Consider the following 12,441-nt stretch of genomic DNA (forward strand, 5'->3'; position numbering starts at 1 on the left):
GCAACTAACACTTCGGTAACCCTGTCGAAACCAGAGCACCCCCGGTGCTAAGCACCGGGGGTGCTCTGGTTTCGACCTGTCGATTAAACGCGACCAAGGGGAGCGTTTAAGCCTTTGAGAACGCAAAGCGTTCGAAAAGCCCGAAGGGTGAGAATAACGCGAATAGCGTTATTCGAAGCAAACCAAAGCATGTCGGCGCTTACTGATTATATCAAATATATAAAAATAATTGTCAAATGGAAAGATGATATTTTTTGACCTGTCGATTAAACGCGACCCAGTTTTCTATATTTACCCATATGCAGAAATTCGTTACTTTATCCGCAACTCTATTTGCCCTGTTGGCCTTGTTTTCCCTTTCGTCCTGTGCCGACGAAGCTGCTCAGGCAGAAATGCAGCGCCTTGCACAGGAAAATGCGATCCTTTTGAACAAGGTGGATTCTCTTCAGAAACACCTTGATTCCCTGACCGCCTATGGTGATTCGGTCAAAAAATCGCTCGAAAAGCTCGATATGCACCTCTAACCGCCAGCGGTAGAGTGACTTTTTTATATATTTGCGCCCGTGGCTCACAATGGCCTTCTGCTACGGCAGAGGCCCCTTTATAGTTTCGCTGGCCCAATTTGCCCGAAACCTTATCGCCGTCAAGCCTCTCAGGAGGCGCTAGTAAGATGGCTTTAAGCACACACAAACACGAACCAGCCACACCGCCTGCGGGTTTATTTCCAGCCTGCACCTGCGGTCAACCCTTACTTATGAGGTGCCCCGAATGGAATACATCGCACTCGCACTCTCACTCGTTGCAGTGATTCTGTGCATCGTTATCCTCACGAAGGTTAACAAACTCCTTACCATGCTTCGTACCCCGATTTTCAAGAAGCTCACCCCGGACATGAACTTGAAGCCGGCTTCCCGTCGCCCGATCAGCGCACAGGAAATGGCTCAGCGCGGTGAACGCAAGGAAAATCGCCCGAACAATGGTAACAAGCCTGCTAAGGAAAATCGCGACAACCGCGCTGCCGACAAACAGCAGCAGCCCGCTCGCGACCGTAATGAACAACGTGACCGTGGCAACCGCCGCGATCGTCGCGACCGCCGCGAAGGCCGCCGCGAACAGAACGTTGAAGCTCAGAACGTAGCTGCCGAAGCCCAGGCTCCCGCAGCTGCAGCTCCCGCCGTCGAAGCCGCCCCGGCCGCCGCTCCCGAAGCACGCCGCCCGCTCGCTCCGCGTATTCCGGTTGAAACTCCGGCCGCTCCTGCCGTCGAAGCCCCGGTTGCTGCTCCTGCAGCACCTGCCGCTGAACCCGCAGTCGAAGCCGTCGAAACCACCTTCGATCCGTCCAAGGTCCGCTACGGCCGCCGCAACGTGATCAAGAAGGCTCCGGAACTCGCCGACGAAGACTAATTGAGCACGCGCTAGCGCGAAATTGAAAGCCTCCGGTCACCGACCGGAGGTTTTCGTTTTTTTTTCAAAGCGAACAAAAAATCCCCGGTTCTTACCGAGGATTTTCTAATTTGTATAAAATTTCCTGCTTTGGCGGGAATGCTTAATTTCACCTAGAATTCCACGAGGCCCTTTTCGGCGTCGGCGAGAATCACCTTGGTCGCCATGCCCACGAACAGCCCGTGACCCACGATTCCCACGATGTGTTCCAGGTCGCGGGCGAGCTTGTCGGCGTCTTCGATAATGCCGAACTTGGCGTCTGCAATCAGGTTGCCCGAGTCGCTAATCACCGGACCGTCCTTGCCCGGAGCGCCCATGCGTACCTTCAAGTCGCCTCCGAGCTTTTTCACGCGTTCGGTCACCACGGCGATTGCGCCCGGAATGATTTCCAGCGGTACCGCGAACTTTTCGCCGAGCTTGTTCACCTTCTTGCCGCTGTCCGCGATAATCACGTAGTTGTCCGTCATCGAGGCCACAATCTTTTCGAGCAGGTGGGCAGCCCCGCGGCCCTTGATCAAATTGCGTTGGTCGTCGATTTCGTCGGCACCGTCAATCACCATGTCAAGGTGGCTCACTTCGCCCATTTCCTTGAGCGGAATGCCCAGGCTTCTGCACTGCAGCGTGGTGCTCCAGCTCGTGCTCACGCCCACAACATGCAAGCCTTCGGTCTTGATGCGCTCGGCAAGGCGGTTCACCATGTGGGCGGCGGTGCTACCCGTTCCAAGACCCACGGTCATGCCGTCCTTGATCATATCTGCCGCGCGAACGCCTGCAGCCTTCTTGAGTTCGTCCATCGATGCCATTAGCGCCATCTCCTGTTGTGGTTGTTGTCGTCAAAATCTTCGCCGTCGGCCCCGTCGAAGCCGTCGTCAAAATGGTCAAAATCCTCTTCGCGGTCGGGGTAGCCGCTTTCGAGCTCGGTAAAACTCGGCTGCTCGATAGCGACCACCGTCACGTCGAAAGTCAGGTCCTTGCCCGCAAAGGGGTGGTTCCCGTCCACGACCACCGTGTCCTTCTTGATTTCCTTGATCGTGTAGATTCCGTCGGATTCCTCGTCGTCGTCCAGATTCAGCCCGTCCACGAACTCGTCCGCCGTCTCCGGCAGCTGGAATTCGCGCACGTCCTCGTCCATGTACATCTCGAGCTCCATTCCGAGCCAAATTTCGCCCACCTCGCGGAGTTCGTCCTTCGGGACCTCCATCACCAAGTCGGGACGGTAGGGGCCGTAGCCCTGTTCAAACGGAATATCCACACTAAAACTTTCATTCAAGTGACGGCCTTCCAGCGCGTCTTCAAGCCCCGGAATAATGTTGTTTGCCCCGTGAATGTACACGAACGGGTAGCTCGCGGGCACTTCTTCGAGAATCTTTCCGGTGCGTTCCTTCAAGGAATAGGCAATGCTGACCTTCAGCTTGTCTTGAATCATTTCCATACGCGCCCAAAGATAGAAAATGTTGCCCTATGGTTTTATCAATTTGGAAATAGAAATTGTGAAATCTGGGCCAATTAAATAAAAATTAGGATATCTTCAAAAAAGTATATATATTGGATAAAGAGGTATAATATATGAAAAAAAATTCCTGTTTAGGCCTTATCTGCACAGTCGTTATCGCGCTATTCGCATTTTCCGCCTGTAGCGATACCGTTTCTGACGACGAAAGTGATGCCAACTCTTCAGGCAATTCCTCAAACAAGGACAATCTGCTATTTTCGGAACAAACCGGAATGGAACCTTACGCATGTAAGGGAGCCTTTGCCGGCAAGACCGTTGATATTTACTACTACATTCCTTCTGGGGACATTAAAAAGATGCCTGTACAGTTCGTCATGCACGGCATGGACCGTAACGGAGACAAGTACCGGGATGATTGGATAGAGCTCGCAGACAAATATGGTTTCGTTGTTTTAGCTCCGCAATTCAGCCTAGAAGAATTTTCCGAGCAAGCCTACCAGCAGGGAAACGTAGTGGACGAATCGGGTGCCTTCGTGTCTCCAGATTCAATGACGTACCCCATCATCAGCGAAGTCTTCCATTACTTCCTGGAACACAGCGAATCCCAAGCTAAAAAGTACAACATTTACGGACACTCAGCCGGAGCCCAGTTCGTCCATAGATACTTGCTTTTTAACAAAACTCCTGATGTGGATCGAGCCATATCTGCAAATGCTGGCTGGTACACATACCCAACCGAAGACATTGACTACCCTTACGGAATGGGTGAAAGTGCCGCTCTCATCGGGATTGATGTTGATTCCTATTACGGAAAAAATCTGACGATCCTATTAGGCGAGGCGGACACGCTGCGTACGGAATCTTTGAACCAGTCTAAAAAGGCCGATGCGCAGGGCCTTACCCGATTGGAGCGAGGCGGAAATTTCTTCGAATTCTGTCGGAAAGATGCCGCCGATCGTAACACGACATTCAAATGGAAAAAGGCCTATGTCGCCGGAGTTGGCCATTCTGATTCAAAAATGGCACCCGAAGCGGCACGACTGCTCTATGGGGAATAATGTGCATTCCTAGAATGTCTCTGAAATAATTGAGCTCATTTTTACTACATTACAGCCATGCTTTACGGAATTTGTTCTGACATCCATTCGAATGCGGTTGCCTTTGAAGCGGTTATTGCTTCTATGAAAGACAACAACGTCGATAGGAAAGTTTGTCTTGGTGATTTGGTGGGTTACGGTGCCGATCCGGACGAATGCGTTCGTCTTGCTCGCGAAAATATGGACATTTGCATTATCGGCAACCACGACAGTGTGGCGATCAAGCATGAATCCAGTGCCGGGTTCAACCCGTATGCCAAGCAGGCCATCGAATGGACGCAGAATCATTTGTCTGACGAATCCGTCTCGTTCTTGAGGACGCTCCCGTACATTTGCGAAGAAAACGATATTTGCTTTGTGCACGCCTCTCCGCTTTCGCCCGCGGACTGGGTGTACGTGACCGAACTCGAAGACGCCCTCGACGCCTTTGAACATTTCAAGGGTCGCTACTGTTTTGTGGGCCATACGCACAGTCCGGTGATTGTGGCGAGCCGCCCGAACGCAATTCCCAAGATTCTGGACGAATACGAATACAGGATCGAGGACACGGAACGCCTGCTGGTGAATGTGGGCAGCGTGGGCCAGCCTCGTGACCGCGACCCGCGTTCTTGCTGGTGCCTGTTGGATACCGAGACCAAGTGCGTGCGCCTGATTCGCGTGGACTACGATGTGTTTGAGACGCAGGAACGGATGAAAAAAGCCGGTATGCCGAGCTTCCTCATCGACCGCCTGAGTGTGGGCAGATAATAATGTGTAATGTGGAATGTGAAATGATTGATGCAGACGTTGTCATTACACACTACACATCTCGCACTACACACTTTTCGTTATGAAATGGGTTCTCGCTGTTTTTGGTAAGGCGGGTTCGCCGTTCATTGCCGACGAGGTCGACAAGTACGTGAAGCGTTTGCGTGGGGGAGTGTTCCCGCTCGAAGTCGTGGAGCTCAAGGAGTCCAAGATAGACGACCGCGTGCAGGCGTTGGCGCAGGAAGCGGCCCTTTTTGACAAGAAATTTCCGAAGTCCGAATACAAACGCGTTATTTTGTCCGAAGAGGGCAAGTTGATGGATACGGTGAAACTTTCGGATACTTTGCGCGACCGTTTTCCGGGAAACATCGTATTCTTGATCGGGTCGGCGTACGGTATCGACGAGAATCTGAAAAAGACCGCCGACTTGCTCCTTTCGCTTTCGCCGTTGACCTTTACCCACGATCACGCCCGGGTAATTATGGCCGAACAGCTTTACCGCGTGCAGATGGTGATGCAGAACCATCCGTATCACCATAGGTAAGTTCACATTTTTCTATATTTGCCGCCGTAAAAAACGGATATATCATGAACGCAGAAATCGAAAAACGCCGCACTTTCGCTATTGTCAGCCACCCTGACGCGGGTAAGACCACCATCACCGAAAAGTTCCTCTGGTACGGAAACGTCATTCGCGAAGCGGGTCACGTGCGCGCCAAGGCGAACCGCAGCTACACGGTGAGTGACTGGATGAAGATTGAACAGCAGCGTGGTATTTCGGTTTCGAGTTCCGTGCTGAATTTCCCGTTCGAAGGTTGCATGTTCAACCTGGTCGATACCCCGGGGCACCAGGACTTCTGCGAAGACACCTACCGCGCCCTCACCGCCGTGGATGCCGCCCTCGTGCTTATCGATAGCGTGAACGGTGTGGAAAAGCAGACCATCAAGCTCATGGATGTGTGCCGCATGCGCCATACGCCCATCATCACGTTCATCAACAAGATGGACTTGGATGGCCGCCACGTGCTCGATCTGCTCGACGAAATCGAAAGCATCTTGAAAATCAAGGTTGCCCCCTTTACGCTCCCCATTGGCGTGGGTAAGCTCTTCAAGGGCGTGTATTCCATCGCCGAAAACACCTTCCACACCTTCAATAAGGAAGAAGGCCATCAGGAAATCATCCAGATGGAAGGCCCGGACGATCCGCGCCTCGTAGAAATGTGTGGCGAAAACTGGGTCGCCCAGTTCAAGGAAGAATACGAGATGGTGACCGGTGCCATGGACCCGTTCGACCACGAAAAGTTCCTGAAGGGCGAAATGTGCCCCGTGTTCTTCGGTTCTGCGGTGAACAACTTTGGCGTGCGTCAGCTGTTGAACGCTTTTGCAAAGCTTGCGCCGCCTCCGATGGTGCGCGAAACCGACAAGCGCCCGGTGAGCCCCGACGAAAACGACTTTAGCGCGTTTGTGTTCAAGATTCAGGCGAACATGGACCCCAAGCACCGTGACCGCACTGCATTCCTGCGCATTTGCTCGGGCAGCTTTACCCGCGGCGAAAAGGTTTTCCACGTGCGCACGGGCCGCGAAATTCGCCTCGCCGCTCCGACCGCCTTCCTCGCGAAGGACAAGGAAGTCATCGACCACGCCTGGGCGGGCGACATCGTGGGTATCAACGACCCGGGACTCTTCCGCATAGGCGATACGCTGACCGACGGCGAAAAGATCAACTTCACCGGCATTCCTGACTTTGCTCCGGAACACTTCGCTCGCGTAACGCTCTTGAATCCGCTTAAGTCTAAGCAGATGGCGAAGGGCCTTGCCGAATTGAGCGAAGAAGGTGCAACCCAGCTGTACGAACCGCTCAAGTCCGCTATTCCTGTGATTGGCGTGGTGGGCGAGTTGCAGTTTGACGTGCTCAAGTTCCGCCTGCAGAGCGAATACGGCGCCGATGTGTCGCTGGACCGCGTGCCCGCTCACGGAATCCGCTGGGTGTCGGGCCCCGAAGCCGACGTGGCCAAGTTCGCCGAAGAATACGCGATGGACTGCATGATGGACAAGGAACGGAACCTCGTTTGCCTGTTCCCCAACGAATACCGCTTGAACCTTGCTATCAAGAATTACGAAAAGCTGACTTTCGCAGCCACCTCTCAGGGGTAGTTCGCTTCGCGATTTTCGTCTTTTCTTCCTGTTTACTTATGCCCGCTTAGAGCGGGCTTTTCTGTCTGAAAGTAAATTAAAATTAACTCTAGTTCTACATTTCACGCTCCACATCCCTTCCCACTTAATTTCTTTCGTCTCTCGTCTTTCGTCTTTCGTCTAATTAGTATATTTCCCTTACACAGGTAAGTATTGCGCTTGCCCAGATTTTTTAACATCAAAAAGGAAAAACATGAAACGTCTCCCCATTGTTGCTATCGCAGTATGTTTCGCTGGTCTCGTTGCCTGCAATCAGGCTTCCGCTGGCGGTTCGTTCAACCAGCAGGCCAGGCTTGACAATCTCGAAAAGGATTTCAAGCAGGTCAAGGAAGAATTCGAGGTCCTCAAGTATGCCCTTGACAAGCGTGGCATCTCCCTGGAACAGGCTCGCGCCGAAATGGAAGCGGACAACAAGGTCTGGGACATTCCCGATGAAGACAGCCCGGTCTTTGGCAACACCAAGAACCCGAAGCTCACTATTGTTGAATTTACTGAATTCCAGTGCCCGTACTGCTCTCGCATTGCGCCTGTCATGAAGGAACTCAACGAAAAGTATCCGGACAAGATCAAGTTCGTGTACAAGCACTTCCCGCTCAGCTTCCATTCCAATGCCAAGGCTGCAGCCGCTTCTTCTATTGCTGCCCAGAAGCAGGGCAAGTTCTGGGAATACCGTTATGCCCTCGCTCCGCATAGCCGCGAACTCGGCGATTCCATCTATGTCGAAGTTGCTAAGCAGGTCGGCTTGAACATTGAACAGTTCAAGAAGGACATGGTGCTCGATTCCGCCATGGAAGCCCGCATTGACAAGGACTTCCAGTTGGGTGTCAAGGTTGGCGTTCAGGGAACCCCGAACTTCTATATCAACGGCAAGCGTCAGGACCGTTTCAGCCCGGACCTCGTCGAAAAGCTCCTGAAGGAAGCCAAGTAATTGGTTCGCTCTGTGTACGCGACTTCGCTTCGCGTACATCCTTTTCTAGCTCAAAAATTTTAATTTCAAAGTCAAACAAAAAACACAACCATAAGGATACGATAATATGATGAAGCGTACATTGACTGCCGCTACCGTCGCTCTCCTCGGCTTCGGCGTGACGGCTACAATGGCTCAGCCGAAAGCTCCGCGCGTAGTTCCTTACAAGTTCTTCGACGAACAGTATCGTCCGGGGGGCTTCGACTATGCATACGGCGGCAAGAGCAAGGGTATCACCATTACTAAGGATGGCGGCTACAAGTCTAAGGCTGCCTTGAACATCAAGCTCGACCCGAGCGAATACTCGGGCGCTTCTGTTTGCTTGTACAACGAAACCTTCGACCTGAACAAGTTCATGCTCGACTCCAAGCTCGAGTTCATGATCAAGGGCAAGAAGGGCGGCGAAGCTGTCAAGATTGGCCTTTTGGACGAAGAAGTTTCTGACGGCAAGAAGACCCAGGTCGTTCTTCCGATGAACAAGTACATCCAGGGCGGTGCCGTGACGACGGACTGGAAGAAAGTTTCCATTCCTCTCGTGGACTTCCCGGACCGTGGTCTCTACTGGGACAACACCCGCAAGTCTGAATTCCCGGCCCGTATCGACTGGGACAAGATTGCTGAAATTCGCTTCTCTATCGACAAGAGCGGCGCATCTGATTTCGAAATCTGGGTGGACAACATCGAAATCGTGAAGGGCAACAAGAAGGCTGCCCCGAAGAAGAAGATCGTCTACTGGGATGAAAACAACGATGTCATCAACGGACCGAAGAACCCCGAAAAGCTCGACGGCAAGGCTAAGCCTGTCGCCAACGGCGTGTTCTACTCCGATGGTCTCAAGGGCTTCAGCTACAGCTATGGTGGTCTTTCCGCCCAGCGCGAAGCTGATTCCAAGACGGCTGGCAACAAGAACGTGCTCGCCCTCTACATCGATAACAACGACTGGTCCGGCGTGACCTACTCTCTTGGCGAAGGCAAGTACATTGACCTTTCCAAGGTTCGCAACAAGGGCGGTCTCTACTTCTGGATCAAGGGTAAGCTCGGTGGCGAAAAGGTGTATGTCGGTATCCTGGACAACCAGGGCAACGACATCAAGAGCCAGACCAAGATTAGCCTGAACGACTGGATTGAAGGCTCCAAGGTCGGCACCGACTGGAAGCTCGTGAAGATTCCTCTGAAGAAGTTCGGCGACAAGGGTAAGGCTTGGGACGCTAACAAGCAGGCCGAAGTTGCCAAGGACGTGCAGTGGAACAAGATTCAGGAAATCCGTTTCTCTGTGGGCAAGGGTGAAAACCAGGGCGAACCGGGCAAGCCGGCTCCTGTGACCATCTTTGTGGACCAGATTACCTTCACCGAAAATATCGACTGGGTTGACCCGGATATCAAGTGGGATAACTGGAAGTCCAAGGCTCCGGATGTCGTGATTTCTGACTTCGAAGGCAAGTTCGCCAAGGACAAGTGGGAACCGTCTTTCGGTCCGAAGTCCAAGGCCGAAATCGAAATGCCGTACAAGACATCCAAGCTCGACGGCAACAGCCTTTACATCAAGCACTTCGAAATGTCCGACTGGGTGGACTTTGTGCTTGACTTCACCAAGAATACGGCCGCTCACGATGCCAAGCTCCGCGACTGGACCAACCACTGGGGCATCATGTTCGATGTCTACTCTGAACGCGCATGGCAGTCCATCACGGTTCAGATCGGTGACGCTGGCAACGAACTCTTCGTTTCCAACACGGGTGTACCGCGTGGTCGTACCACGGTGATCGTGCCGTTCCGCACCTTCTCCAAGTTCCCGTACTACCAGCCGCCTACCGCCAAGGAAAATGGCGTGTTCGACCTCAAGGGCGTTGTCTCTCTCGACTTCAAACCGGGTGGAGAAGGCTCTAACGGTTCTTTCGAAATCGACAACATCAAGCTCACCAACCAGAAGGAAGTCAAGGCTGCTGACCGTCCGGCTCTCGTGAAGGTTGAAGTCAAGGGAACCGGCGATGTCATCAACCCGAACATCTCTGGCGGCCTCTTTGGTATCAACGCTGCCCTCTGGGATGGCGACATGCTCGACAATCCGAAGTTCAAGGTCCAGACTGCTGAATACGCCAAGCGCATCAACCACGGCATCATCCGTTATCCGGGTGGTCTCCGTGCCGATGACGACCACTGGAAGGAAATCCTCGACAACCACGACTGGATGGTCGATACCGACGAATTCCTCGCCTGGTTGAAGAAGACCGGTTCCAATGCCATGTTCACCGTGAACTTCGGTTCCGGCACCGAACAGGAAGCCGCCGCTTGGGTGAAGCACACCAACATTGACAAGAAGGCCGGCATCGTTTACTGGGAAATTGGTAACGAAGTCTATGGTAACTGGCACCCGTACTATGAAAAGTATGGTAAGGACGGCGGTACCATTTATGGTAAGCGCGCTCGCAAGTTCATTGAAGCCATGAAGAAGGTTGACCCGACCATTAAGGTGGCAGTCCTCGGCGTGCTCGATGGCCAGTGGAACGACAACGTGCTCAAGGAAACCGGCGACATTGCCGACGGTCTCATTGTTCACCATTACCCGCAGCACTTCGGTGAAGAAAACGACTTCGCCATGCTCTCTGCTCCGCAGGACCTCGTTCCTATCTACAGCCGTCTCCACAAGGTGGTGGACAAGTGGACCAGCCACTTCAAGAAGGACAAGAAGATTGAACTCTGGCTCACCGAATGGAACTCCGTGGACTTCAACCCGGGTCCGCAGACCATCGCTCTCGAAAACGGTCTGTTCGTTGCTGACTACCTCGCTATGCTTGCCACCGAAAACGTGGACAACGCACAGTACTGGGATATCCACAACGACATCACTCCGGAAGGCGGTGACTACGGTTACCTGACCCGTTCTGCAGAAGAATGCATGAACTGCCCGCGTCCGAGCTACTGGGCATTCCAGATGGCTTCCGACGCACTCCGCGGCAAGCTCCTCAAGACCGAAATCTCCGGTGATAAGGAATCGCTCATCACGACCTACTACACCGAAAACGGCAAGAAGAAGAGCCTCCTCGTGATCAACAAGAGCCCGTACAGCGACTACGAACTCAAGCTGAACATTCCGGGCTTCAAGGGCAAGGCCACTGTCCAGACGCTTGACAAGAGCTCTGAAAAGCTCAAGGAAGGCTGGGCAAACGACCCGTCCAAGAAGGCCAAGAAGGGTGTTGACGTGTCTAAGCCGATCAAGGTTGGCAAGCGCACCATCACGCTCATCACGGTGGAATAAGGAATATCATTCCGGCTTAACCGCCGGAATCCGCCTTTAAAGAAACGCCTCGGCTCTGCCGGGGCGTTCTTTTATATCCGGCTAATAGCCGGCTGAATAAACGAAAAGCCGCAGGCATTTGCCCGCGGCGTTCTCTAAATATTTTCTTGTGTTATCGTTCCAGGCGGAAGTAGACTGCTGCAAGCGGCGGAAGCTTGATGTTCAGACTGCATTCGCGGTTCTGCCACGGAATGTCCTGCGTCCAGACTTCGCCGAAGTTACCGACGTTACTGCCTCCGAACATGTCGGAGTCGGTGTTGAAAATTTCCTTCCACTTGCCGCGGGTCGGAGCACCTAGGCGGTAGTCGTTGCGGACCACCGGCGTGAAGTTGAACACGCAGAGTATCTGGTTGCCGTGATCGTCTTTACGGACAAACGAAACAATGGAATTGTCGGCGTCGTCGCACCAGATCCATTCAAAGCCGGTGTAGTAATGGTCGATTTCCCAGAACGGGGCGTTTTCCTTGTACAGGTGGTTCAGCACCTTCATCATCTGCAGGAGCTTGCCATGGCTATCCCAGCTGATCAGGTGCCAGTCGAGCGATCGTTTTTCGTTCCATTCGCGGAACTGGCCGAAATCGTTGCCCATGAAGTTGAGCTTCTTGCCCGGGTGCGCATACTGGAAGGCGTAGGTGAGGCGGAGGTTTGCAAACTTCTGCCAGTTGTCGCCCGGCATCTTGCCAAGCATGGAACCCTTGCCGTGCACCACTTCGTCGTGGCTGAAAACCTGGATGAAGTTTTCGCTGTAGGCATACACCATGCTGAAGGTCAGCTGGTTGTGGTGGTACTTGCGGTGAATCGGTTCGTGCTGAATGTAGCTGAGGAAGTCATTCATCCAGCCCATGTTCCACTTGTAGTGGAAGCCGAGGCCGCCCTGTTCAGGTGGGCGCGTGATAGAGGGGAAACTGGTGGATTCTTCTGCAATCAAAATCGCATGCGGCGTGAGGCGGCCCATGATGCTGTTCAGATGCTTCAGGAATTCGAGCGTATCGTAGTTGATGTTGCCGCCGTCCTTGTTCGGCACCCACTGGCCGGGGCCCTTACCGTAGTCGAGGTAAAGCATCGATGCCACGGCGTCCACACGCAGGCCGTCGCAGTGGAATTCCTTGAGCCAGTACATGGCGTTTGCGATAAGGAAGTTCTTGACTTCGTTGCGTCCCAGGTTAAAGATATAGGTGCCCCAGTGCGGGTGTTCGCCCTGGCGCGGGTCGGCATGTTCGTAACAGGCGGTGCCGTCGAAACGTCC

General features: G+C 53.3%; 11 protein-coding genes. 8 read left to right on the top strand and 3 right to left on the bottom strand.

Annotated features, from left to right (window positions below; translation table 11 throughout):
- Nucleotides 1-299: 299 nt before the first annotated feature.
- Nucleotides 300-524, top strand: a complete 225-nt coding sequence (locus Q0628_RS08385; protein WP_298770030.1) for a hypothetical protein — start codon at nucleotides 300-302, stop codon at nucleotides 522-524.
- Nucleotides 525-768: 244 nt separating this feature from the next.
- Entirely contained in the window at nucleotides 769-1,404 is a 636-nt protein-coding gene (locus Q0628_RS08390; protein WP_298770032.1) for a hypothetical protein, read from the top strand.
- Between the two features lie 152 nt (nucleotides 1,405-1,556).
- On the opposite strand, the gene rpiA is transcribed toward Q0628_RS08390, so the two are convergent.
- Together rpiA and Q0628_RS08400 are read right to left on the bottom strand one after the other, a co-directional pair.
- Nucleotides 1,557-2,246 (bottom strand): ribose-5-phosphate isomerase RpiA, encoded by a 690-nt coding sequence (gene rpiA / locus Q0628_RS08395; protein ID WP_249268924.1) that lies wholly within the window; start codon nucleotides 2,244-2,246, stop codon nucleotides 1,557-1,559.
- Nucleotides 2,246-2,875: a peptidylprolyl isomerase gene (locus Q0628_RS08400; RefSeq protein ID WP_088657593.1), complete on the bottom strand. Its 630-nt coding sequence runs from the start codon at nucleotides 2,873-2,875 to the stop codon at nucleotides 2,246-2,248. The genes rpiA and Q0628_RS08400 overlap by 1 nt, the downstream gene beginning before the upstream one ends.
- A 134-nt stretch (nucleotides 2,876-3,009) precedes the next feature.
- Here Q0628_RS08400 and Q0628_RS08405 point away from each other — a divergent pair, with 134 nt between their 5' ends.
- From Q0628_RS08405 to Q0628_RS08430, 6 genes are all read left to right on the top strand, one after another.
- Nucleotides 3,010-3,954 carry a hypothetical protein gene (locus Q0628_RS08405; RefSeq protein ID WP_298770035.1) on the top strand — a complete coding sequence of 315 codons (945 nt, stop codon included), beginning with the start codon at nucleotides 3,010-3,012 and terminating at the stop codon, nucleotides 3,952-3,954.
- A 57-nt stretch (nucleotides 3,955-4,011) separates the two neighbouring features.
- Nucleotides 4,012-4,740 (top strand): metallophosphoesterase family protein, encoded by a 729-nt coding sequence (locus Q0628_RS08410; protein WP_298770037.1) that lies wholly within the window; start codon nucleotides 4,012-4,014, stop codon nucleotides 4,738-4,740.
- Between the two features lie 82 nt (nucleotides 4,741-4,822).
- The gene (locus Q0628_RS08415) at nucleotides 4,823-5,284 is read left to right on the top strand and encodes a 23S rRNA (pseudouridine(1915)-N(3))-methyltransferase RlmH (protein WP_298770039.1); all 462 of its coding nucleotides are present in this window, start codon (nucleotides 4,823-4,825) and stop codon (nucleotides 5,282-5,284) included.
- Nucleotides 5,285-5,328: 44 nt separating this feature from the next.
- Nucleotides 5,329-6,894, top strand: a complete 1,566-nt coding sequence (locus Q0628_RS08420; protein ID WP_298770042.1) for a peptide chain release factor 3 — start codon at nucleotides 5,329-5,331, stop codon at nucleotides 6,892-6,894.
- Between the two features lie 232 nt (nucleotides 6,895-7,126).
- Nucleotides 7,127-7,861 carry a thioredoxin domain-containing protein gene (locus Q0628_RS08425; RefSeq protein ID WP_298770044.1) on the top strand — a complete coding sequence of 245 codons (735 nt, stop codon included), beginning with the start codon at nucleotides 7,127-7,129 and terminating at the stop codon, nucleotides 7,859-7,861.
- 106 nt (nucleotides 7,862-7,967) lie between these two features.
- Entirely contained in the window at nucleotides 7,968-11,156 is a 3,189-nt protein-coding gene (locus tag Q0628_RS08430; RefSeq protein WP_298770046.1) for a carbohydrate binding domain-containing protein, read from the top strand.
- A 151-nt stretch (nucleotides 11,157-11,307) separates the two neighbouring features.
- On the opposite strand, the gene glgB is transcribed toward Q0628_RS08430, so the two are convergent.
- Nucleotides 11,308-12,441 (bottom strand): 1,4-alpha-glucan branching enzyme (gene glgB / locus Q0628_RS08435; RefSeq protein ID WP_298770049.1); only part of this gene is annotated, 1,134 nt, incomplete at its 5' end.

It is taken from the genome of uncultured Fibrobacter sp. (assembly GCF_937877005.1).
In the GTDB taxonomy this organism is placed as follows: domain Bacteria; phylum Fibrobacterota; class Fibrobacteria; order Fibrobacterales; family Fibrobacteraceae; genus Fibrobacter.